Source organism: Shewanella sp. 4t3-1-2LB (assembly GCF_017368415.1).
Taxonomy (GTDB): Bacteria; Pseudomonadota; Gammaproteobacteria; order Enterobacterales; family Shewanellaceae; genus Shewanella; species Shewanella fodinae.
In genome coordinates, this window is the sequence record NZ_JAFNJD010000022.1 from 24,695 (window position 1) to 47,549 (window position 22,855).

Consider the following 22,855-nt stretch of genomic DNA (forward strand, 5'->3'; position numbering starts at 1 on the left):
TATTAGCTAATGCTGATAATAAACTCTTTTTTAACAATTAAAATGCCAATAAATCGCAGCAATTAATGCATATTTTCGATAATTTCAATGTATCCTAATAAAGAAACCCTATCGAGTTCACCTAAGCATCGGCTGTCGATAACTACGCCAGATGAATATCCCGCCTAATAGAATAAACGGAATACTCAGCCACTGACCGACACTCATCCAATCCGCAGCATAGGCTGCCTGCGGCGTTTTAACATATTCCAAGAGGAAACGGCTACCGAAAACCAACACCATAAAAATGCCGAAACTGAAGCCACGTTTTGGAAAACCATTACGACGATAAAGTATTAGCAACAAGATAAAAATCAACAGGTAGCTAGCGGCTTCATAAAGCTGCACCGGGTGTCTTGGCAAATTATCGATCCTTTCAAACACAACGCCCCAGTGACCATGAGTTGGCAATCCCACGATCTCTGAATTCATAAAATTACCAAGGCGGATAAAACAAGCGGTAAGCGCCGTAGGCACCACCAATCGGTCCAATAACCACAGCAAATCAATTTGGGAATTTTTTCGCACAAATAACCAAATCGCCAAAATGACCCCCACAGTGCCGCCGTGACTAGCCAAACCACCACGCCAGATTTTCAAGATCTCTATTGGGTGTGCAAAATAGAAAGCCGGATCATAAAAGATCACATGGCCCAACCGCGCACCGATGATGGCTCCGGCAAAAATATACAACAGGAGATTATCAAGGGGCTCAGTGTCGAAACCTTCTCGAACACAAATCCACTGCATCAGGCGATAACCCAACAAAAATCCCCCAACAAAAAACAGTCCATACCAATGCACTGCAATGGGTCCAAAATGTACCAATATCGGATTGAGATTCCAGTCGATCATTGTCGCTCCATCAAAATGCTTTGCCGCGAAGCGTAACACTCTTCACGGGACACTGGCACACCTCGTGAAAAATTTCATAAACTTAGCGCGTTCCCGTCGGCACGGGACTGATGCTGGAGTCGGCCAAATGCGAATGATAGACTTGGGCCACTCTTGTTATGCCACAGGGCTTCACAGTGTCAACTTCTGGACAACCGCGACTTTCTCCTTTAAAAATCCTACTATCCCTGCTGGTCTGCATCGCCATTATCTTTGGCTTGCGGCACTATTCTGCATCACCACAACTACAAAAAATAGAAGGATACGCGCAGGGCACGACTTATCACATCAGTTGGTGGTCCGAAAAAATGGTGCCAACGCAAGATATTGAGCAAGCGTTTAATGCCACATTGGCACAGATTGATGCAGAGCTATCCACCTATCGGGATGACTCCTATATTTCCAAACTCAATCACAGCAGCTCAACCGACTGGCAGCCAGCGTCAGCCGACTTTATTCAGTTGATAGAGATTGCCAAGGATATCAATCATAAAACCGGCGGTTGTTATGACCCAACGATCGGCCCATTATTCAACCTGTGGGGTTTTCAGAAAGATGAATTCAATCTGCCTACAGCCGCTGAAATTGCGTCCATCAAAGCCGACATTGGCATGGACAAGATAGAAATTGATCATACCGGTCAACGTATCCGTAAAACCTTGCCAGGGCTGCAGTTAAACTTTTCCTCTATGGGAGAAGGCTACAGCATCAGCAAACTCGCCGCCGTGTTGGAAAAGCATCACATCACCAACTATCTGGTGGAATTTGGCGGAGATATGAAAATTCGCGGGCATAAACCGGACGGTAAAAAGTGGCGCATAGCGATTGATCGCCCCGACAAACAAGATGATGAACGACAACCCTACAGTATCATCACCATCAATGATGAAAATGGAGTGACCTTAGACACTTCTGGAACTTATCGACATCACTTTGACGAAAACGGCAAAGAATACTCCCATATTCTGGATCCCCGCACCGGAGCGCCTGTCACCCACAATCTGGTATCCGCCTCCGTTTTTGGGACGGACGCTAGAGTCAGCGATGCCTGGGCCACCGCCATGTTGTGTCTGGGGCCGAATGCTGGTCAGCAAGTTGCCAAAGCACAACAATTGGAAGTGTTCTTTATTGAGCATGATAAAGACGCCTTTCACAATAGCAAAAGTGCTGCTCTAACGGCTAGCAAGCGTGTCAAATTTGAGAATTAAGCTGATTATTTTCAAATAATTAAAAAAATTTCGTCACTGTATTTTGATCATGGAACGAAACCAAGATAGGCACTAGCAAGGTGTGAAATGGCTAGCTATACTGGCGATGGTTATTTATCAATCAAAGGAATGAAAATGTTCAGACTTGCAGCCCTGGCGTTCCTGACACTCAGCTGTTTTGCTGTCGAGGCGAATGATGTCACCGATGCTATCAACAATGCTTCAAAACACTATCAGGCCGGAGAATTATCCCAAGCCGCCGCCCAACTTGATTATGCGGCAACGCTGATACGGCAGCAAAAAGCGGCTGAAGTCGTCAAAGCATTTCCCGATGCTCCCACTGGCTGGCAAGCACGGGATGCTGACACTAATGTTGCCGCTAGTGCGGTGTTGGGTGGTGGCATTAGTGTGTCACGCAATTACTATAACGATCAGCACAGCGTTGATATTGAGATACTGCTAGATTCGCCCATGTTGCAGGCGTTTACCGCGATGCTGAGTAATCCTTCGGTGATCGTCATGTCAGGCGGCAAGCTGGTAAAAGTGCAGGGATTAAACGCGGTACAAAAAACTGAAGGCGATCAATTTGAACTGCAGTTTGTCACCCACAGTAACGCCATGATAACCCTTAGAGGCGACACCGCGGCGCAGTCCGTTATTGAACAGTTGGCCAATGCTATCAATCTTAAACAACTGTAAACTACCCTTAATCCGCAGCAACACTTGGATTAAACACGTTGAGATTTAGTGGCTTAGGGTTCCCCAGCCAGAAGATGTGCTGGGTATGATCATGATAATGTGCGCCGGTCACCGCATGGATCATTACCGAAAGTCCTCTGCGATGCCGATCCATCCAGGGGACAAACTGAGGAAATTCAGCCTGGGTAAATGCGGTTTCAAAACTCCAACACAAATGCGGTCCCACCAAACGGGTATTAAACGGACCAACCGGTAAGCCCAATTCATGACTGATGGTATAACGCAGTTCGGCCGCAAACTCCTGTGTCGTTTCATCGAAATATAAATGAGCATGATAATGTGCAAACTCGTTCGCTGGAATTGTCATAACGGCTCCTTGCAGCAAGAATTGCGCTGCCCACGACCACGCTTGTACAAAATTATTCAGGCGCTTTAACAGATTAAAGCGCAATTTTTACGATAAAGCATGCTGATAGTTATCGATTTTGCGGTGGCAAATCACACCACCTACTAGATTTTTGAAACAAACAGCAACACTTAAGCCTGCCTAGCGTCCGGTTTGTGCCTTTAAAAGCGTTTTTCCGCCGTGTATGTTGTATCAGTTGCCGCTGATACTGGCGTCGATACCAACGACCCTCAATAATAAAGGTCAAAATCCAGCCACAGCGCCGGAACTAACAATAATTTTTTTGCCGGACACCGGCACTGAAAAGAGGCGCCGAAATGAGCGCCCGACAACAAGAAGAAAGGAGCTCCCAGTGAATAACTCTGCCGTCAAGGCCGCTGTTCTCAGCGTGCTAATGGGTGCGGCCGGGTCTGCTTTTGCCGATATTCCGGCACCAGTGGATCAAGCCTACCCTGGTACCCTTAAACTCAAGGTGGACGCCACCGACCTGTCACACCGCATTTTTAATATCAGCGAAGTGATCCCCGCCAAACCTGGGCCATTAACGTTACTGTATCCGTCGTGGATCCCTGGTCACCATTCACCTACCGGCCCCATTGATAAAGTTGCCGGTTTTGAATTTAAGGCTAATGGTAAGCCGCTGTCTTGGGAACGTGACCCAGGAAATGTGTATGCATTTCATGTTGATGTCCCCAAAGGCGCTGACAGTGTAGAAGTGAGTTTTAAATTTTTGTCACCCCAGGACCGTAGCCAAGGTCGGGTGGTGATGACCCCGGAAATGCTTAACCTGCAATGGAATACTGTCGCCCTGTATCCGGCGGGCTATTACACCCGGCAAATTAAGGTAGATTCCTGTGTCACACTGCCACAAGACTGGCACTATGCCACCGCACTGGAAGATAGTCATCATAAAGACAGCAGCTACTGCTTTAAGACCATCGATTTTGAAAATCTGGTCGATTCCCCTATGTTTGCTGGTAAGTATTATAAGCGGGTGGATCTCGATCCCGGTGCTGACACTCCGGTACATCTGAACGTGTTTGCCGATAAGGCCAAAGATCTAGAAATCAGCGACGAAGGTCTCAAGGCGCACAAAGCACTGGTACAACAGATGTATAAGCTCTATGGCGCCCACCACTACAACCATTATGACTTTTTGCTGGCACTAACTGACAAGCTCGGTGGTATCGGCTTGGAGCATCATCGTTCCAGCGAAAACAGTGGCAAGCAAGATTACTTTACTAAGTGGGATAAATCCTGGTTAGGTCGCGATCTGCTGGCACATGAGTTCAACCACTCTTGGGATGGCAAATACCGCCGTCCGGCCGAGTTGTGGACACCGACCTACAACCAAGTGAAGCAAGATCAGGGGCTGTGGGTTTACGAAGGGCAGACACAGTTTTGGGGTTACATTGTAGCCGCACGTTCCGGCCTGTGGAGCCAAGAAAATGCCATGGATATGCTAGCACTGCTCGGTGCGACATATGATAAAGGCCGTCCTGGCATGAAATGGCGTACCATTCTGGATACTACTAACGATCCGACCATTGCCCAGCGATCACCACTGGCATTTCGCAACTATCAGATGAGTGAGGATTATTACCAAGGAGGACAGCTGATTTGGTACGCCGTCGATGCCAAATTACGTAATCTCTCTGGTGATAAAAAATCCCTTAATGATTTTGCCAAAGCCTTCTTTGGTGTGCATCCAGGTGCCTGGGATATCAACACTTATACGTTTGATGATGTTGTGGCAACGCTTGATGGTATCCAGAAATACGACTGGGCCAGTTTTATCAATGCGCGGCTGAAAGGCCATGTTAATCTGTCTGACTCATTAAAAGATCAAGGCTGGAAGTTGGAGTATAACGACACTCCCTCTGCAGCAGTGAAAGCGATGGAAGATCGCGCTAAACGCTTTGACTTCACCTATTCCTTGGGTTTTTCTGTCAATAAAGACGGCAAATTGCAGGACGTGTTATGGGATAGTCCTGCGTTTAATGCAGGCTTGTCACCTAGCATGACCTTAATTGCCGTCAACGGTGAAGCCTATAAGGCTGAATATCTAAAAGATGCCATTACCGCAGCCAAAACCAACAAAGCGCCGGTAGAACTGCTGGTTAAAGAGTTTGATCAATATAAAACCATCAGCATCAATTATCACGGCGGTCTGATGTACCCGCATCTGGTACGGATTGAAAGCCAACCCGACTATCTGAGTGAAATATTAAAAGCCTTGTAAACTAGCGCAAAACGCCCGGATTTTCCGGGCGTTTTATTAGCGCGAACAGTTACTCATCGGCATACAACACTTGGTTGCGGCCGCTGTCCTTGGCACGATAAAGTGCCGCATCGGCCCGCTTAACGACCTCCGCGAGGTCTTCTTCCAATCTTGCTTCTGCCACACCACAACTGAGGGTGATCTGGAAAGTACCAGTACCCGCATTGAAATCTAGCGCCATAACCCGCTGGCGCATACGTTCAGCTAGATTCCACGCTTTCTCGCGGTTACAGTTCCCTAGTAACAACACGAACTCTTCGCCACCCCAGCGGCATACCGCATCGGCGTAACGGGTTTGGGAGCGCAACTCTTTGACAAGACGTTTCAGCACCAGGTCTCCCATATCATGGCCATATTTGTCATTCACCGATTTGAAATAATCGACATCGAACACCAGAACCGACAATGACTGATGCTGGTGTCGGCACTGTTCTAGCAGTAATTCGTAAAACTCCTCGCAAGTCTGCCGATTCATCGCTTTAGTCAAAGGGTCTAACGCCGCCTGAGCCGCTAGCTTGCGCTGATAACGCCCCTGCGTCAGCAAGCTGAGTCCAAGCACCAGCAAGGTAATCACTATGGCAATGGCGAGATTGATCATGAAAGTGCGAAATACCGCTTGCTGCGCGGGTGATGCGTGTTCTTCAACCACTAAATACCAGTTAAATTCTGGCACTAAGCGTGCGTTGACATAGACTTTTTCATCACTAAGCACGTAATGAAAGCTGCCGGACGGCGCGGATAACAAACGCAATGCTATTTGTTGCATGCCTGGCATCTGTTGCAACGTCGCTGCCCCAGTGAAATTTTCACCATGTAACACCACCTTTCCCTGTTGGTCGACAAAATAGATGGTGCGCTGATAACGTTTTTCGTAGAGATTGATCAATTCGCCAACTTTATCAACTGACAAGCCGACACCTGTCACCCCAATCAGTTGCTGTTGATAGTCATAAACTTGGTGATCGATATAGATATCCATTTTACCGGGACGTTGTTCATCCGGGCCAACCGTCACCAGATAAGGCTTGGATTGTGGCAATGCCTTGACTTGCTCATACCATTCATAACGATGACTATGCTCATCAATAATGTGATCTGCAGTATCCGGCAGGTAATAACGACGGCTTTTATCTAGCACAAAGAAAGAGATAATGGTGCCAAAACGACGGTCTATTTCCTGCAGATAACGTTGCATGGGTTCTTTTGGCGGTGCAGGTTGTAGCGCCCAGTCCCTGACAAAGGTGTCATGCGCCATTAGCGTTGCCACAAAAATGGGCTGTACCAGATCCCGTTGGATCTGTGAGTAAACATTATCGCTGGTAAGCGGCAGCGAATTCTGCTCAATTTGACGCGAAATGGACTTCTGCGCCACATGGTAGCTGCTCCAGCTCATCACAAAAAAAACTAAAAACAACAAGCCACTGAACAACCACAGCATCTTATTACGAACATTTGCCAGTGGCTGGTGTCTTCTCAACATAAAGTGCTCCACAGTATACCGACCAGCATCAAACCGCTGATACCGGCACAAACTAAAGGTGGGATAAAATAAATTAACATCCCGAATTTTATCAATTTGTTACTAATATACCCAGAAAAAACGTCCTCGTTTCCATTAAGGCTGGATTGGCAGCAATCGCCGCAATTTAGTACACTGCCGCCAAGCAAAAACACAGAGAGTAACTATGGCTCAGTTTGTATACAGCATGCTCAGGGTAGGCAAAGTGGTGCCACCCAAGAAGCAAATTCTCAAGGACATCTCTTTGAGTTTCTTCCCCGGTGCCAAAATCGGTGTTCTGGGTCTTAACGGTTCTGGTAAATCCTCACTGCTGCGCATTATGGCAGGAGTGGATAAGGAATTCGACGGCGAAGCCCGTCCTATGCCAGGGCTGAAAATCGGTTATCTGCCACAGGAACCGCAGTTAGATCCACAGCAGACCGTGCGCGAAGCCATTGAAGAAGCCGTAAGCGAAGCCAAAAATGCGCTGACCCGTCTGGATGAAGTATATGCCGCTTATGCGGAACCAGATGCCGATTTTGATGCACTCGCCAAAGAACAAGGCGAACTGGAGGCGATCATCCAGGCACATGATGCGCATAATCTGGACAACATTCTGGAACGAGCCGCCGATGCGCTGCGCCTGCCAGATTGGGATGCCAAGATTGAAGTGCTTTCCGGTGGTGAGCGCCGTCGCGTCGCCATCTGTCGACTACTGCTGGAAAAACCGGAAATGCTGCTAATGGACGAACCCACCAACCATCTGGACGCTGAATCAGTGGCTTGGCTGGAACAGTTCCTGCACGAATATCCAGGGACAGTGGTCGCCATCACCCATGACCGTTACTTCCTCGATAACGCCGCAGGCTGGATCTTGGAACTGGACCGCGGTGAAGGTATCCCGTGGCAGGGTAACTACTCCTCTTGGTTAGAGCAGAAAGATCAGCGGCTGCAACAGGAAGCAGCAACTGAAAATGCCCGTCAGCGGACTATTGCCAAAGAACTGGAATGGGTTCGTCAGGGAGCCAAAGGCCGCCAGTCAAAAGGCAAAGCGCGTCTGTCTCGCTTTGAAGAACTGAACAGCCAAGAATACCAGCGCCGTAACGAAACCAACGAACTGTTTATTCCACCAGGCCCACGTCTAGGGGATAAGGTGATTGAAGTCCGTAATCTCACCAAGAGCTACGGCGATCGCGTGTTGATTGATGATCTGTCTTTCACTGTCCCTAAAGGTGCCATTGTCGGTATTATCGGTCCTAACGGTGCCGGTAAATCCACTCTGTTCAGAATGCTCACCGGTGCCGAAACGCCAGACAAAGGAGAAGTGGAAATTGGTGATACCGTACAGATTGCATCGGTTGAGCAGTTCCGTGATTCGATGAACGCCAAAAACACTATCTGGCAGGAGATCTCTGGCGGACAAGACATCATGCGGATCAACGGATTGGAAATCCCTAGCCGCGCCTATGTTGGCCGCTTTAACTTCCGTGGTGGCGATCAGCAAAAGGTTATCGGCACCCTTTCAGGTGGCGAACGCAACCGTGTGCATCTGGCCAAGCTGCTGCAATCGGGCGGTAACGTATTGCTGCTGGATGAACCGACCAACGATCTGGATGTGGAAACCTTGCGCGCACTGGAAGAGGCGTTACTGGAGTTCCCTGGATGCGCCATGGTAATTTCCCACGACCGCTGGTTCCTCGACCGTATCTGTACCCATATTCTGGATTACCGTGATGAGGGTAAAGTGAACTTCTACGAAGGCAACTACAGCGAATATTCTAACTGGCTGAAAGATAATTTTGGGGCGGACGTGATTGAACCGCATCGACTGAAATACAAACGCATGACTAAGTAAGTCACGCATTCAATGTAAAAAAGGAGACATATGTCTCCTTTTTTATATGCCACATTATCAACACATAGCAATGCTGCGATTCTGTTAGTAACACAGAGTATTTGTTTACACTTTTTCCCCCACTAGCTCTTAGTTTTTAACCATCCCTCACCTAAAATGGCTACCAATATCCGGGGGGCGGATATACAACTGCAGCAGTACTGATCCTATGAAAAAAATTATCTTCACTATCGTGATAGTCGGCTTGTGTGCCGCGGGCATTTATCGCTGGCAAACATCAGCACCAGAACAAGCAGCACCGCATAATGAAAAAGATAGGGCTATCCCGGTAGTCACCGCCGAAGTGGCTGATAAAGAGTTGGCATCCGACATCAAACTGGTGGGCAAGCTCAGTGCGGAACATTCGGTATATATTGCGCCTCAAGTAGCGGGCAAAGTGGAAACCATCGCCGTACGTTCCAATCAACAAGTGGTAGCAGGTCAGTTGTTAGTCGCGTTAGAAGATGCCAAAGCCGCAGCCGCAGTGATGGAAGCAGACGCTTATCTGGCAGATGAAAAGCGTAAGTTGGGGGAATATGAAAAACTGGCACACAGTGATGCCATTACCCAGACCGAGATTGATGCCCAACGCGCCAGTGTTGACATTGCATCGGCCAGACTAGCATCAGCCAAAGCAGACCTGTCTTATCATCACATCAAAGCCCCGTTCAACGGCATTGTGGGATTGGTAGATTTCAGTCGTGGCAAGATGGTGAGTCAGGGCGATACCTTGCTGTCGCTAGATGATCTGAGTCTACTGCGACTCGATCTGCAAGTGCCAGAAGCCCATTTGTCGCAGTTAAGCCTAGGCATGGAAGTTTCTGCCACCAGTGGTGCCTGGCCGGGAGAAAAGTTTCCAGGCAAGGTCGTCGCAATTGACCCCCGCATCAATGAAGAGACCCTTAACGTGCGTACGCGGGTGCAGTTTGAAAATCCACACAATAAACTGCGGCCCGGCATGATGCTCGAAGCGGTGATGAGCTTTCCGCCAGTGCACCAACCAGTGATCCCAGTGCAAGCACTGGAATATTCAGGTACCAAGCGTTTTGTCTACAAAGTCGATGATAAGCAGATAGCTCACCGCACAGAAGTCCATCTGGGCGCCCGCGTGGACAATCTGGTTTTGATTACCGATGGGTTGCAAGCGGGTGATCAAATTGTGGTACAGGGATTAGTCAATATCCGCGATGGCGTTCATGTAAAACTCCTGCAAACCATACCGGAGAACCCAGAATCCAGCCAGACCATGAAACAGGAGCCAGGCAATGCTGCTCTCTGATGTTTCGGTAAAGCGCCCAATTGTGGCTATTGTACTGAGCTTGTTGCTGTGTGTTTTTGGTTTGGTGTCTTTCAGCAAACTGTCCGTCCGCGAAATGCCGGATGTGGAAAAACCCGTTGTCAGTATCCGCACCACGTATACAGGTGCCAGCGCTTCCATCATGGAAAGCCAAGTCACCAAAAATATTGAAGACCAGTTGACCGGCATCAGCGGTATCGATCAGATCACCTCCGTCAGTCGTAACGGCTCATCCCGCATCACCGTTAATTTCAAACTTGGCTGGAATATCACCGAGGGTGTCAGCGATGTGCGTGACGCGGTCGCTAGGGCACAACGGCGCTTACCAGAAGAAGCGCTGGACCCGATTGTCTATAAAGATAACGGTAACGGCGATCCGGCCATTTATGTGGATTTGAGTTCCACAGAAATGGATCGTACCCAACTGACCGATTATTCGCGCCGGGTATTGGAAGATAAGTTCAACCTGATCAGTGGCGTCAGCTCGATTAATATCTCCGGCGGTCTCACGCAGGTGATGTACGTAAAACTCAAACCCGAAGAGATGGCAGGCCGTGGCATCACCGTCAATGATGTGATTACTGCGCTCAATAACGAGAACATGGAGTCTCCCGGCGGCCAGATCCGTAACGATGCCACCACCATGACAGTGCGTACGGCACGTTTATATCTGCATCCTCAGGATTTTGATTATCTGCAGGTACGGACAGCCAGTGACGGAACACCTATCTATTTGAAAGATATTGCCGATGTCTACATCGGCGCCCAAAACGAAAACTCGACATACAAGAGTAACGGCATCGCAAATATCAGCCTAGGGATCATTCCACAGTCAGACGCCAACCCGTTGGAAGTGGCCAAAGCTGTGACGCAGCAGGTCAAGCAGTTGCAAGAGTTTCTTCCCAAAGGGACACAACTGAAAATCGGTTACGACGCTACCGTATTTATCGACCAAGCCATTGATGAGGTATACAGCACGTTATATATCACCGGTGCGTTGGTGGTACTGGTGTTGTATATCTTTATTGGACAGGTACGCGCCACACTTATCCCCGCCGTCACCGTACCGGTGTCGTTGATCTCCGCGTTTATGGTGGCGTATTTCATGGGGTTTTCCATCAACTTGCTAACGTTAATGGCACTGATCCTAGCAATTGGGCTGGTGGTGGATGATGCCATTGTGGTGGTGGAGAATATTTTCCATCATATTGAACGCGGTGAAGCGCCATTGGTTGCGGCTTATAAAGGCACCCGCGAAGTAGGTTTTGCGGTAATTGCCACCACTGCAGTGCTGGTAATGGTATTTCTGCCAATCTCCTTTATGGAAGGGATGGTAGGACTGTTGTTTACCGAATTCTCGGTGCTGCTGGCAGTTTCGGTGGTGTTTTCATCCATTGTGGCCTTGACCCTGACACCGGTATTAGCCAGCAAGCTGCTCAAAGCCAATGAAAAACCCAATGCACTGAACCGGTTGCTGGATTGCGTCTTCGCTAACCTCGAACGTTATTATCGCAGTGCGGTGCAATTCTCTATCCAGCACAAGATGGCCGCGCCGTTAGTCATTCTGGCGTGTATTGCGGGCAGCTATCTGTTGATGCAAAGAGTGCCGTCGCAACTGGCTCCAATGGAAGACCGTGGAGTGATTTATGCCTTTGTCAAAGGGGCAGAAGGTACCAGTTACAACCGCATGTCCGCTAACATGGATATTGTACAAAGTCGGTTGATGCCGCTGTTACACCAGGGGCTGCTGAAATCCTTCAGCATCCAAGCGCCCGCATTTGGTGGCCGCGCGGGTGACCAGACAGGGTTTGTGATCATGCGCCTGCCAGACTGGGGACAGCGGCAGATGAATGCGCAACAGATCCTAGGGATCGTCACGCAAGCATTGAAAGATATTCCCGATATCATGGTGCGCCCCATGCTGCCCGGATTTCGTGGCGGCTCCAGCGAACCAGTGAAATTCGTCATTGGTGGCTCAGATTACAAAGAGCTGTTCAAATGGGCGCAGCTGCTACAACAGCAGGCCAACAATAGCGGCATCATGAATGGCGCTGATTTGGATTACGCTGAAACCACCCCGGAACTCTTAGTCACAGTCAATCGCCAGCGAGCTGCCGAACTGGGGATCAGCGTCTCCGATGTATCAGACACCCTCGAAGTGATGCTGGGGGGACGCACCCAAACCACCTATGTGGAACGTGGCGAAGAATATGATGTTTATCTGCGTGGTGACGAAAATCATTTCAACAGCATGACGGACTTAAGCAAAATTTACGTACGCACCGCCAAAGGCCAATTGGTGACACTGGACAGTGTGGCACATGTTGAAGAGGAAGCATCGGCTCAACGTCTGAGTCACACGGATAAGAAAAAATCCATCACCCTTAGTGCCAACCTCAATACGGGTCACACCCTGGGCGAAGCGCTTATGTTTCTGGATCATAAAGCAATAGAGCTACTGCCTGGCGATATCAGTATCAGCTATTCCGGCGAGTCAAAAGATTTCAAGGAGAACCAGAGCAGTGTATTGGTAGTGTTCGGGTTAGCATTGTTGGTCGCCTATCTGGTTCTTGCGGCGCAGTTTGAGAGTTTTATCAATCCACTGGTGGTGATGTTCACTGTGCCCATGGGGGTATTTGGTGGTTTCCTGGGGTTATGGCTGACACAGCAAGGGCTGAACATCTACAGCCAGATTGGCATGATTATGTTGATTGGCATGGTGACTAAAAACGGTATTCTGATTGTGGAGTTTGCCAACCAGTTACGCGATCGGGGTCTAGCCTTTGAACAGGCGATTGTTGACGCTTCAGCGCGGCGACTGCGGCCGATTCTAATGACGGCTTTTACCACGTTAGTAGGAGCAATCCCATTGATCCTCTCCAGCGGTGCTGGAGCAGAAAGTCGTCAAGCTGTGGGGACGGTCGTTTTCTTTGGTATGGCTTTCGCTACCTTTGTGACACTATTGGTGATCCCCGCTATGTATCGCTTGCTGTCCTATAACACTAAGTCGCCCGGTTGGGTTGAGGCACAACTTAACGACGCCTTAGCAAAACAGAAAAACGAGCCGAATACCTAAACCCAAGTGAAGACTGAGCAATATCAAACCAAAGGGACGCCCCAGTGGGGCGTCCCTTTGGCATTGTCATTTGGCAAACACCTTTTCTGCCGTTGATAACGGCGTTGATTGAATGATGCCGCGGGCCAACGTCATTAACTGATTGCATGGGTTAACGGCAGACCATTGCCCAGGCTCAGCCGATGACTATGGTAAACCAGCTCTGCGGCCCGCATCGGATGCGCAAATAACTGGCCTTGTAGCAAATCAGCGCCCATCTTTTTGAGTGCTTCACGCTGAGATGAATTTTCCACCCCTTCAACAGTCACCCGGAAGCCCAGATGGTGTGCCAAATTGATGGTGGATTGCATGATATATTCAGCACGGCAATCCAACAGTAAATCATCAACAAAAGCTTTATCTATCTTGATTTCATCCACCGGCAGATCTTTTAGATACGCCAGCGACGAGTGCCCAGTACCGAAGTCATCAATGGCAACTTCAATACCCATCTGCCGCAACTGTTGCAGCTTATCGCGGGTACCGCCAGTATTGGCAATCAGCACCCCTTCAGTTATCTCCAACGCCAATGCATCACCCGGAAGTTGGTACTGCTGTAGCTTCCGTTCAATACAGGTCACAATATCCTGCTCAAAATCGCTGCCAGCGAGATTCACTGCCACTCTGATTTCGACGCCATTAGCTCGCCACTGCTGCTGTTGCAGCAGTACCTTTTCCAGTACCCAATGACTCACCAATGAAATCATCCCCGCACACTCCGCCAGCGGAATAAATTCCGCCGGTGGAACAATACCCAGCTGTGGATGTTCCCAGCGAAGCAGCGCTTCCACTTGCTTACATTTACCGGAATGCAGGCTCTCTTTCGGTTGATAAACCAAGTACAGTTGGTTGTTGTGGAGAGCCTTAGGTAAGCCATGAATGATCTGCATCTCGCGCAAATGCAAGCTGTCATCCCCCGTTTCATAACCGGCAATGCCATTGCGGCTATCGCGCGCCTTTTTAACGGCTAAATCCACTCTTTTCAACATCAAACTGATATCGGCGTGGTGTGCTTCCAGTTGCAAATAACCGACTCTGACCTTGATCCCTATAGGAGTTTTGTCTACTAGATATGGCTGCTGTAACTCCAGCTGTAACCCCTTTAGCGCCTCAATTGCCAGAGGCTGCTCGTAGAAAAGTATAAATTCGTCTCCGTCCATGCGCGCCACCAAACGTGGTTGCGACAGGCTCTGGCGTAATCGGGCAGCATAGCCCTGCAGTAATTCGTCACCGGTGCTGAAACCAAACAAATCGTTAACTAGACGGAAACGGTCAATATCCAACATCACCAGCGTACCGCTGGTAACCGGCATTAGCGGGGTAATCGCACGTTTGAACCATTGACGATTAGGAAGTCCGGTCAAGGGATCCCGACCAATGTTAGAAGGGAGTTGCCGCAACAGGGATTTGATGGCGAGGTACAGCGGCACGGCACGTTCAGGAACGGAGAGGATCTCTAGAGGCTGACGCTGCTCAACCTGAAACCGCAAATCGTCTGCCAACCGTGCCACAAACTGCTTAAGTCGGTGATAACGTATCCAAATGATGGCTCCTGCCAGCACACTGATGGTCAACAATCCTATCAACCCAAAATTCATCTGCTATCCCCAACTCACCAAACACCCGTCCGGTGTGATTCGAATTACGGTGTATTCGCAGCATACCCGATTTAATGCTAATCGTAACTGGCTTTTATTGAGTGGAAATGTTCCAAAAATTCATCACTTGCTAGGTCATCAGGAGTCACCGGCAGCCCTTTGCTGATAAACACATCCAACCGTTGTTGCAGCTCAGGCCCCGCACGCAACTCTCCGATATAAAATGCCGCAGCACGGATAAAATCCAGATAAGTGACCTGTTCCGGTAAGTAATGCAAATCCGCCCAGCGTTCGACGACTTCGGTGACTTCTGGCGTAAACGACCAGCTGTTCAGTACCGCGCGGCCAATAGGCCCTTGCAATTTGCGCACAAGTGCGCGTAATTGACCGATGCTGCTAAAGAATTCAGGATGAGACTCGGCTTCCGTCAGCACCGGTAGCGCCCCGATATTGTGTACCAGACCGGCCAATGTCAGCGTATCATAGTTGAGCTGGATTTCCGGGTGCTGAGCTTTATACATTAACAACATAGAGGCCGCCGCCGCGGTCACCTCAATTGAAGTGCCCCAGACTTCATCCATGACCTCCCACACCATTTCGTTGGTGGAGATAAACAACTGCTCCATCGCAATAGAAGTAACAATGGACTTAATCTGTGCCAGTCCGATACGAGTCACCGCTTGGCTGATATTTTCAGCCTTAACCCCACGGCTATATAAGGCGCTATTGGCCACCTTGATTAATCGAGCCGAAATCGCCGCATCCTGCCCGATAACTTCGGCAATCTGCTTCAAACTGGAATCCTGACGGCTCATCACTTCCTGCACTCGAATTGCCACTTCCGGTAGGGTTGGCAGTACCAGAGTATCGTATTTCAACTTCTTCAGAAGACTGACCAACAGCTGGTGCTCTGTTGACATGCGCGCCCCAATGTAACCTTGATGTTTAAAATATGTGATTCATTATATCAGCTTCCATTGCGACAGGGAGGAGATATCGCTGGTGTTCCGTGATATCTGCCGGTATTTCCACAGGATTTAGCTAATCAGGGAATCCACCGATATGTTATCGGGAATAGCGCCTTTTTCTATGTCAGAGCCTAGGCTAAAAAACCAGAGTAAATTAATCGGTCTTTCATTTGCATCGACAGGCTGATATTCAGTAAAATGCGGCGCCTGTCACGCATTCGTGGCTGCCGGACTTCCAATAGTGAGAGTAAGTTATGTTCAAACCAGAGCTGTTGTCCCCTGCCGGGACATTGAAAAATATGCGCTACGCCTTTGCCTACGGTGCCGATGCCGTATATGCCGGCCAGCCGCGATACAGCTTGAGGGTACGCAACAATGACTTCAATATGGAGAACTTGGCCACCGGCATCGATGAAGCTCATCAGCTTGGCAAAAAATTATATGTGGTCAGCAATATTGCCCCACATAACGCTAAGTTGAAAACCTACATCAAAGACATGGAACCTGTGGTTTCCATGAAACCAGACGCATTAATCATGTCTGATCCCGGCCTCATCATGATGGTGCGCGAAGCATTTCCAGAGCAGGTAGTTCATCTGTCGGTGCAAGCGAACGCGATTAACTGGGCTTCAGTCAAATTCTGGGAAAGCCAGGGAATTAAACGGGTAATTCTGTCACGCGAGCTGTCACTGGACGAAATCGAAGAGATCCGCCAACGCTGCCCGGACATTGAACTGGAAGTGTTTGTCCATGGCGCGCTGTGTATGGCGTATTCTGGGCGTTGCCTGCTCTCCGGCTATATTAATAAACGCGACCCCAACCAGGGCACTTGCACCAATGCCTGCCGCTGGAAGTACGATATTCATGAAGCCACCCAAAACGATTCAGGTGACATCATTGCCGTTAATCCAGTCAATGACACTGCGGTTCAGATTGAAAAGCCGACCCTCGGCGAAGGTCCAGCAACTGATAAAATCTTCCTGTTACAGGAAGGCAATCGTCCCGGGGAATACATGCCAGCGTTTGAGGATGAACACGGCACCTACATCATGAATTCTAAAGATTTACGTGCCATACAGCATGTAGAACGCCTAGCGCGCATGGGCGTGGATTCTCTAAAAATCGAAGGCCGTACCAAATCATTTTACTATGTGGCCCGCACCGCACAGCTCTATCGTCAGGCAATCAATGATGCCGCTGCTGGTCATTCCTTTGACCGCAGTCTGATGACGCAACTGGAGGGATTGGCACATCGTGGCTACACCGAAGGTTTCCTGCGTCGTCACGTACACGATGAATATCAGAATTATGATTACGGTTACTCTGTCAGCGACAGTCAGCAGTTTGTAGGAGAGCTGACGGGTAAACGCAATGCTGACGGGCTGGCCGAAATCGAAGTGAAAAATAAATTCAGTGTCGGTGACAGTGTCGAACTGATGACACCACAAGGTAACATCAGCCTCACCATTGAATCACTGCGGAATCGCAAAGGTGAAGCCATTGATTGCGGCCCAGGCAATGGCCATACTGTTTACTTACCAGTACCGCAGGAAGTGGCTCTTGAGCATGGTATTTTGCTGCGCAATCTGCCAACAGGTCAGGACACCCGCAATCCACACCAAAGCGAATAACTGAGACATACCATGGCGTTACTGATAGACGACACCTGTATCAACTGTGATATGTGTGAGCCTGAATGCCCGAATCAGGCGATCAGCATGGGAGAAGAAATTTACTTTATCGATCCCGAGCGCTGCACCGAATGTGTTGGTCACTATGATAAACCAACCTGCGTTTCCGTCTGTCCTATCGATTGCATTGAGGTTGACCCTCAACGGCTAGAGAGTCACGATGAGCTGCTACTGAAATATGCCCGATTGACTGGCAAGCTAAAAGATTAAGCCGTCGTCAGAAGCATCAAGAACATTAGCACTTATTGAGAATTCTGCCGTGACTGATCGTCTGTGCCGAACGCACGTAAAACGAGACAGGAATATCAGCCACACAAGCCGCAACGCAAAGACTGACTGAGATTGGCCACACCGCGCGAGATGTTACCTGGGACGTTGGTCTTGCCTCGCGCGATGCGGTCAAATGAGTAAAACAAAAGATACAATAAGACTGACGCTAACCTTAAGCTGCGTCGGCAGTTGCACCGTGGGGAACGGGCAGACCTGCCTCGTTGACATTGACAAACACCATCTTGTCGATGCTAACGATAGGTGCCAGGGTTTGCTTATTGCGCACTTCACAGCGCACCGTAATCGAGGTGTGGCCCATACTTATCAGTTCTAAACCAAACTCAATCACATCCCCTAATTTTGCGGCTGTCATAAAGTTGATTTCAGATATCAACTTGGTGACATGGTTGCGACTTTTCATCTGACATCCGGCAAAGATGGCCGCTTCCTCATCGATCCAACTGAGCAATTGACCACCGAAAAGTGAGCCTGCCGGGTTCAGATGTTCATGCTTAATCAAGCGGCGACTATAGTACTTCATACTGACGCGTCCCTTTCTAAAACACATATATCAGTGAGTTAGCAAGTACAGCGCCAGTTTTATTTATTGATAAGATTCAAATGGTTGGATTTTAAAGATGAAAGAAAATGTGTACTGATGCACCATTTTTAGTCAATGACTGCACCGTAACAGCGCTGTTGACAGCGGTCATGTAAGCTCACAGAAAAAGGGAGCAATTGACGCTCCCCTAACGCCTGATTAAACATGTGCCAAGCAGTGTTTAAAGGCTGCAATGGTTTTATAGATATCAGCGGTAGCAATATCGTTATGGGTCACCAACCGCAATGATTTGCTGGCGCTGATCCGCACCCCAGCTTCAGCCAGCTTTGTTGTCAGTAATTGAGGATCTACTTTGCTGTCCAGTTCGGCAAATACCATGTTGGTTTGCACCAGCGACCGATCAACAGTTAACTCCGCGATTTGCGATAAGCCTTCGGCCAGTATCTGGGCATTGGCGTGATCGTCTGCCAACCGCGCCACCTGCTGAGTCAACGCTAGTTCACCGGCAGCCGCCAAAATGCCCGCCTGACGCATACCGCCACCCAACATTTTACGCCAACGCCGAGCGCGTTGAATAAAGTGTTCATCCCCTAATAACAGAGATCCCACCGGGGCACACAGCCCTTTTGACAAACACAGGGTCGCGGAGTCAAAGAACTGCATAATATCGGCAATCGCCAGTCCTTGAGCAACTGCAGCGTTAGCAACGCGAGCTCCATCCAAATGGATTTTAAGCCCTTTTGAAAACGCCAATTGCTGAGCATCAGCCAGATACTGTTGTGGCAGCACTTTGCCACCAATCGTGTTCTCCAAACTGATTAAGCGGGTCCGCGCGAAATGGAAATCATCCGGTTTGATGGCAGCACTCACGTCAGCCAACAGCAAACTACCATCGGCTTGGTTAGCAATAGGCTGAGGTTGGATGCTACCTAATACCGCCGCACCACCAGCTTCGTATTTATAGTTATGTGCTTGTTGCCCGCAAATATATTCATCACCACGATGACAGTGTGACATCAATGCCAACAGATTTGCCTGGGTGCCAGAAGTCGTAAACAAGGCATCATCAAAACCGAGCATCTCTGCCGCCATTTGTTCCAAATGGTTGACGGTCGGATCATCACCATAGACATCATCGCCAACAACTGCACTAGCCATCGCTGCTCGCATTGCTGCCGTAGGCTGTGTCACCGTGTCACTTCGTAAATCAATCATCACTTTATCCGCTAAAATCTGGGGGATTAAACTTTACGCTGCCACTTAGTAGCTGTACAGCACGGAACCATAAATACTGCATGAGCGAATACACCAATATTTACTATTCAAAAATATCAATATTTTAAAAATAACCATTAATAATCAGTAAAATATAAAAATTAGTCATTAGTTTTATTGATGTACAAATAAAAATATCTCACTTGGGTTTTGCTGTAACATCATTCAAAATGCCCACTTTCTCGTTCGTCTGGATATAAAATGCAGGACACTCAATTTGTATTGCTGTTGTGGTTTGTCGGTATTATTGCTGAAGCCATGACTGGCGCGCTGGCCGCTGGGAAGCAACGCATGGATCTGTTTGGTGTGGTTATTGTGGGCTGTGCCACCGCCATAGGTGGCGGCACACTGCGCGATATGTTGCTGGGGAATTATCCACTTATCTGGGTAGAGAACTGGCACTATCTGTTAGCCATTGTACTCGCCTCCCTGCTTACGGTAGTGATAGCACCACTGATGCGCTATCTGGCAAAACTGTTTCTGACCATCGATGCCTTAGGCCTGGCCGTATTCTCTGTCATTGGGGCACAAAAAACGCTATTACTTGGTTTTAGCCCTGCCGTGGCTGTAGTAATGGGTGTCATTACCGGGGTATTTGGCGGCGTGTTCCGCGATATTCTCTGCAATCAGATGCCACTGATTTTCCGTAAAGAACTCTATGGCATTGTGGCCATCGTTACCGCCAGTTGCTACGTGATGTTACAGATAACCGGAACTGAACCCTGGCTCAGCCTTGGCATCAGCCTTTGGCTGGGTTTTAGTCTGCGGATGCTGGCAATTCGCTTCTGTTGGTCCGTTCCAACCTTTCACTATTCCACCGACCAACACCATGAGTAGTGAATTTATTAGACGCCGGCCATAGCACTGGCGTCTCATAAAAGCCGCTTAGGACTGCTTGCTGATCTCTGCTAACGCAGCCAATGCCCTATCATAGTCTGGATGATGGCTAACATCTGGAACCAACTCCAGATATTGCAGTTTCCCTTGGGGATCGATGATAAAAATTGAGCGAGCCAAAATCCCCATATCTTTTATGACGAGGCCATATTTTTCGCCAAAATCACGCCAAACGGAATCTGATAACACTTTGATATTATCTACATTTTCTACCTTACAAAAACGTTTTTGCGCAAAAGGTAAGTCTTCACTGATACTGAGCATCACCACAGACGCAGCATCAAAATTTGCCACTTCACTGTTAAAACGTTTGGTTTGCAATGCACACACCCCAGTGTCAAGACTGGGCACCGCACTGATAAGTACCGTTTTCCCCTTAAAATCGCTAAGACTTACTGGCTGGAATTTATCGTCAACGACTCTAAATCCCGGAGCCATCTGCCCTAACTGCGGCATTTTGCCAAGTAGTGACACATTTTTCCCTGCTAGGGTAACTTCCGTTGCCTGTGCTGTGCCGCTGAGTCCTAATAAGGTCAACGCCAATAATGCCGCATACTTATACATAATCGCCTCCTCCAATAGTGCTAATGAAAAACCGGCACAGAGCCGGTCTTTATCGAAATCTGATTACTTGGCAGGCATCTCTTTGATGTGGACATCCATTTGTGGATAAGGAATGCCGATACCGTTTTCATCCAATGCCAGTTTGATCTGCTCCATCAATTCAAAGTGAGTAGGCCAATAATCAGCGGCATTTACCCAAGGACGCACCACAAAATTCACTGAAGAATCACCTAATGCGGCCAAACCAACTGTATACGCTGGATCTTTCAGCACCTTATCGTTGCTTTCGAGAATATCGCACAACAGTTGCTTGGTTTTACGGATATCAGCATCGTAAGAAACTCCAATGGTCAAATCCAGACGCCGTTTATCCATCATGGAATAGTTGACGATACTGCCATTCATAATGGACGAGTTTGGAACGGTAATCACCTTGTTATCAGGACTCTTCAGGCGAGTGGCAAAGATAGTAATTTCGTCCACAATACCCGCAACGCCGCCAGCTTCAATATAATCCCCAACCCGACAGGGGCGGAACATCACCAACAACACTCCCGCCGCGAAATTAGATAATGAACCTTGCAGCGCTAAACCAACCGCCAAACCTGCAGCACCGAGCACCGCAACCAGCGATGCAGTTTGGATCCCCACTTGTCCCAAGGTCGCGATCACGGTAAAGGTAAACACCACCGCCCATGCCATATTGGCAACAAAGGTGGATACCGTTTTATCCACTTTACGATTGTTCAGCAGACGCTCAGTGATCTTTTTAGCAACGCCGGAAAAATACTTACCAACGAAGAAAATTACCAGTGCCAGAATAATTTTAAGGCCATACACTGCCACCAATTCCGGCACCTGTTTCATCAGCTCTTCGATGTTATCCATTCACGTACTCCCTTTACCTTTAATATTAACAATTTGACTAACCCGATGCTGCGGTCAGAGGCGTCCTTGTCGGCTTGCGCATCCCAGCGGGATCGCCTAATAAGATAACCTTTTGTGAACAGGCTTGCATCTGGAATTCATTAACTGACGTGCTACAAACACAAGTCATGAGCGCTAAACAATTGCGCTAATGAAAAAGGCGACTTGAGGCCGCCTTTTGTGGGTTGGATATAACGCTCATTTTTCTGGTTTTGGAGGAAAATTCGCTAATACTCCGGTAACCGCTTCGTTCATTTTAGCAATACGTTGCTGAGGGGTCTTGTAGTCACGGATCACGCCATTAGCGGCACCGCGCCATATAAGCTTGTTGGTTTTAGCATCCACTAAGTCAAGGATCAGAGTTCCAACTTCATACTCTTTCACTTGCGTATTGCTCTGGATTGAACCGCCAAAATACCAGCGTGGTCCCCAAAATGGGCTATACCCCATGCCAGAATTAATACTGTCGACTTTAAAACGTTTGTCTGTTTTAGTCAGATAATTGACCAGAACATCGGCATCTTTCGCAGCGACTTTGACATAGCCTTTGCGAGCCATTTCCGTATCAACGGCTTCCCTCACACGTTGATCCAGCAATCCGTTTAATTGATATTCCGCACCATTCTCTTTGGTTGCAGGCACCCAGGCATAGTGTTTGTACTGTGAAAAATTCACCTCTGGGTTGTAATCCCAGCCGGTATCCAGAGCACTACAGCCACCCATCAACAGCACTAATGCCGCAAAAATCAGTTTTTTCATGGGACTCACCTTT

The 22,855-nt window shown here is 48.5% G+C and carries 19 protein-coding genes; 9 read left to right on the forward strand and 10 right to left on the reverse strand.

All coding sequences use genetic code 11. The features are described 5' to 3' along the window. Positions 1 to 117 precede the first annotated feature (117 nt). A complete protein-coding gene (gene lgt / locus J3L11_RS09655; RefSeq protein WP_207570856.1) occupies positions 118 to 894 on the reverse strand; it encodes a prolipoprotein diacylglyceryl transferase in 777 nt (258 codons plus the stop codon). A 176-nt stretch (positions 895 to 1,070) separates the two neighbouring features. On the opposite strand from lgt, the gene J3L11_RS09660 reads away from it, so the two are divergent. Then, entirely contained in the window at positions 1,071 to 2,141 is a 1,071-nt protein-coding gene (locus J3L11_RS09660; RefSeq protein WP_207570857.1) for an FAD:protein FMN transferase, read from the forward strand. A gap of 135 nt (positions 2,142 to 2,276) precedes the next feature. Then, positions 2,277 to 2,840 carry a hypothetical protein gene (locus J3L11_RS09665; protein WP_207570858.1) on the forward strand — a complete coding sequence of 188 codons (564 nt, stop codon included), beginning with the start codon at positions 2,277 to 2,279 and terminating at the stop codon, positions 2,838 to 2,840. Positions 2,841 to 2,847: 7 nt separating this feature from the next. On the opposite strand, the gene J3L11_RS09670 is transcribed toward J3L11_RS09665, so the two are convergent. Beyond that, the gene (locus J3L11_RS09670) at positions 2,848 to 3,207 is read right to left on the reverse strand and encodes a DOPA 4,5-dioxygenase family protein (RefSeq protein ID WP_189617103.1); all 360 of its coding nucleotides are present in this window, start codon (positions 3,205 to 3,207) and stop codon (positions 2,848 to 2,850) included. A gap of 391 nt (positions 3,208 to 3,598) precedes the next feature. Between J3L11_RS09670 and J3L11_RS09675 the strand changes: the two genes are divergently transcribed. Then, a complete protein-coding gene (locus tag J3L11_RS09675) occupies positions 3,599 to 5,488 on the forward strand; it encodes a peptidase M61 (protein ID WP_347566508.1) in 1,890 nt (629 codons plus the stop codon). A 49-nt stretch (positions 5,489 to 5,537) separates the two neighbouring features. On the opposite strand, the gene J3L11_RS09680 is transcribed toward J3L11_RS09675, so the two are convergent. Further along, a complete protein-coding gene (locus J3L11_RS09680; RefSeq protein WP_207570859.1) occupies positions 5,538 to 7,007 on the reverse strand; it encodes a sensor domain-containing diguanylate cyclase in 1,470 nt (489 codons plus the stop codon). A gap of 205 nt (positions 7,008 to 7,212) precedes the next feature. Here J3L11_RS09680 and ettA point away from each other — a divergent pair, with 205 nt between their 5' ends. The 3 genes from ettA to J3L11_RS09695 all read left to right on the forward strand — a co-directional run bounded on the left by ettA (position 7,213) and on the right by J3L11_RS09695 (position 13,292). After that, a complete protein-coding gene (ettA, locus tag J3L11_RS09685; RefSeq protein WP_207570860.1) occupies positions 7,213 to 8,880 on the forward strand; it encodes an energy-dependent translational throttle protein EttA in 1,668 nt (555 codons plus the stop codon). Between the two features lie 208 nt (positions 8,881 to 9,088). Further along, the gene (locus J3L11_RS09690) at positions 9,089 to 10,198 is read left to right on the forward strand and encodes an efflux RND transporter periplasmic adaptor subunit (protein WP_207570861.1); all 1,110 of its coding nucleotides are present in this window, start codon (positions 9,089 to 9,091) and stop codon (positions 10,196 to 10,198) included. Continuing rightward, the gene (locus J3L11_RS09695; protein ID WP_189617107.1) at positions 10,185 to 13,292 is read left to right on the forward strand and encodes a multidrug efflux RND transporter permease subunit; all 3,108 of its coding nucleotides are present in this window, start codon (positions 10,185 to 10,187) and stop codon (positions 13,290 to 13,292) included. Before J3L11_RS09690 ends, J3L11_RS09695 begins: the two co-directional genes overlap by 14 nt. Before the next feature lie 134 nt (positions 13,293 to 13,426). On the opposite strand, the gene J3L11_RS09700 is transcribed toward J3L11_RS09695, so the two are convergent. Further along, positions 13,427 to 14,929, reverse strand: a complete 1,503-nt coding sequence (locus tag J3L11_RS09700) for a bifunctional diguanylate cyclase/phosphodiesterase (RefSeq protein WP_207570862.1) — start codon at positions 14,927 to 14,929, stop codon at positions 13,427 to 13,429. Between the two features lie 77 nt (positions 14,930 to 15,006). After that, on the reverse strand, positions 15,007 to 15,849 hold the full coding sequence (locus J3L11_RS09705; RefSeq protein ID WP_189617109.1) for an HDOD domain-containing protein: 843 nt from the start codon (positions 15,847 to 15,849) through the stop codon (positions 15,007 to 15,009). Positions 15,850 to 16,151: 302 nt separating this feature from the next. Here J3L11_RS09705 and yegQ point away from each other — a divergent pair, with 302 nt between their 5' ends. Beyond that, the gene (yegQ, locus tag J3L11_RS09710) at positions 16,152 to 17,528 is read left to right on the forward strand and encodes a tRNA 5-hydroxyuridine modification protein YegQ (protein ID WP_207570863.1); all 1,377 of its coding nucleotides are present in this window, start codon (positions 16,152 to 16,154) and stop codon (positions 17,526 to 17,528) included. A 12-nt stretch (positions 17,529 to 17,540) separates the two neighbouring features. After that, on the forward strand, positions 17,541 to 17,798 hold the full coding sequence (locus J3L11_RS09715) for a YfhL family 4Fe-4S dicluster ferredoxin (protein ID WP_189617111.1): 258 nt from the start codon (positions 17,541 to 17,543) through the stop codon (positions 17,796 to 17,798). Between the two features lie 232 nt (positions 17,799 to 18,030). On the opposite strand, the gene J3L11_RS09720 is transcribed toward J3L11_RS09715, so the two are convergent. Together J3L11_RS09720 and ltaE are read right to left on the reverse strand one after the other, a co-directional pair. Next, complete coding sequence (locus J3L11_RS09720; RefSeq protein WP_207570864.1) at positions 18,031 to 18,399, reverse strand: hotdog domain-containing protein; 369 nt, start codon at positions 18,397 to 18,399, stop codon at positions 18,031 to 18,033. Positions 18,400 to 18,618: 219 nt separating this feature from the next. Beyond that, a complete protein-coding gene (gene ltaE, locus J3L11_RS09725; protein ID WP_207570865.1) occupies positions 18,619 to 19,635 on the reverse strand; it encodes a low-specificity L-threonine aldolase in 1,017 nt (338 codons plus the stop codon). Positions 19,636 to 19,896: 261 nt separating this feature from the next. Between ltaE and J3L11_RS09730 the strand changes: the two genes are divergently transcribed. Further along, positions 19,897 to 20,532 (forward strand): trimeric intracellular cation channel family protein, encoded by a 636-nt coding sequence (locus tag J3L11_RS09730; protein WP_189617113.1) that lies wholly within the window; start codon positions 19,897 to 19,899, stop codon positions 20,530 to 20,532. A gap of 48 nt (positions 20,533 to 20,580) precedes the next feature. Here the strand turns inward: J3L11_RS09730 and tpx are convergent, their stop codons facing one another. The 3 genes from tpx to J3L11_RS09745 form a co-directional block, all read right to left on the reverse strand. Further along, positions 20,581 to 21,156, reverse strand: a complete 576-nt coding sequence (gene tpx, locus J3L11_RS09735; protein ID WP_133039395.1) for a thiol peroxidase — start codon at positions 21,154 to 21,156, stop codon at positions 20,581 to 20,583. Between the two features lie 63 nt (positions 21,157 to 21,219). After that, positions 21,220 to 22,044 carry a mechanosensitive ion channel domain-containing protein gene (locus J3L11_RS09740; protein WP_133039394.1) on the reverse strand — a complete coding sequence of 275 codons (825 nt, stop codon included), beginning with the start codon at positions 22,042 to 22,044 and terminating at the stop codon, positions 21,220 to 21,222. A 237-nt stretch (positions 22,045 to 22,281) separates the two neighbouring features. Next, the gene (locus J3L11_RS09745) at positions 22,282 to 22,842 is read right to left on the reverse strand and encodes a DUF4136 domain-containing protein (RefSeq protein ID WP_133039393.1); all 561 of its coding nucleotides are present in this window, start codon (positions 22,840 to 22,842) and stop codon (positions 22,282 to 22,284) included. Between the last annotated feature and the right edge of the window lie 13 nt (positions 22,843 to 22,855).

Bases quoted from the DNA above. Each gene is read 5' to 3' on its own strand.
- J3L11_RS09680 (WP_207570859.1), bottom strand. From the start codon at position 7,007: ATGTTGAGAAGACACCAGCCACTGGCAAATGTTCGTAATAAGATGCTG.
- ettA (WP_207570860.1), top strand. From the start codon at position 7,213: ATGGCTCAGTTTGTATACAGCATGCTCAGGGTAGGCAAAGTGGTGCCA.
- J3L11_RS09670 (WP_189617103.1), bottom strand. From the start codon at position 3,207: ATGACAATTCCAGCGAACGAGTTTGCACATTATCATGCTCATTTATAT.
- lgt (WP_207570856.1), bottom strand. From the start codon at position 894: ATGATCGACTGGAATCTCAATCCGATATTGGTACATTTTGGACCCATT.
- J3L11_RS09690 (WP_207570861.1), top strand. From the start codon at position 9,089: ATGAAAAAAATTATCTTCACTATCGTGATAGTCGGCTTGTGTGCCGCG.
- J3L11_RS09665 (WP_207570858.1), top strand. From the start codon at position 2,277: ATGTTCAGACTTGCAGCCCTGGCGTTCCTGACACTCAGCTGTTTTGCT.
- J3L11_RS09700 (WP_207570862.1), bottom strand. From the start codon at position 14,929: ATGAATTTTGGGTTGATAGGATTGTTGACCATCAGTGTGCTGGCAGGA.
- J3L11_RS09695 (WP_189617107.1), top strand. From the start codon at position 10,185: ATGCTGCTCTCTGATGTTTCGGTAAAGCGCCCAATTGTGGCTATTGTA.
- yegQ (WP_207570863.1), top strand. From the start codon at position 16,152: ATGTTCAAACCAGAGCTGTTGTCCCCTGCCGGGACATTGAAAAATATG.
- J3L11_RS09720 (WP_207570864.1), bottom strand. From the start codon at position 18,399: ATGAAGTACTATAGTCGCCGCTTGATTAAGCATGAACATCTGAACCCG.
- ltaE (WP_207570865.1), bottom strand. From the start codon at position 19,635: ATGATTGATTTACGAAGTGACACGGTGACACAGCCTACGGCAGCAATG.
- J3L11_RS09715 (WP_189617111.1), top strand. From the start codon at position 17,541: ATGGCGTTACTGATAGACGACACCTGTATCAACTGTGATATGTGTGAG.
- J3L11_RS09730 (WP_189617113.1), top strand. From the start codon at position 19,897: ATGCAGGACACTCAATTTGTATTGCTGTTGTGGTTTGTCGGTATTATT.
- J3L11_RS09705 (WP_189617109.1), bottom strand. From the start codon at position 15,849: ATGTCAACAGAGCACCAGCTGTTGGTCAGTCTTCTGAAGAAGTTGAAA.
- J3L11_RS09745 (WP_133039393.1), bottom strand. From the start codon at position 22,842: ATGAAAAAACTGATTTTTGCGGCATTAGTGCTGTTGATGGGTGGCTGT.
- J3L11_RS09740 (WP_133039394.1), bottom strand. From the start codon at position 22,044: ATGGATAACATCGAAGAGCTGATGAAACAGGTGCCGGAATTGGTGGCA.
- tpx (WP_133039395.1), bottom strand. From the start codon at position 21,156: ATGTATAAGTATGCGGCATTATTGGCGTTGACCTTATTAGGACTCAGC.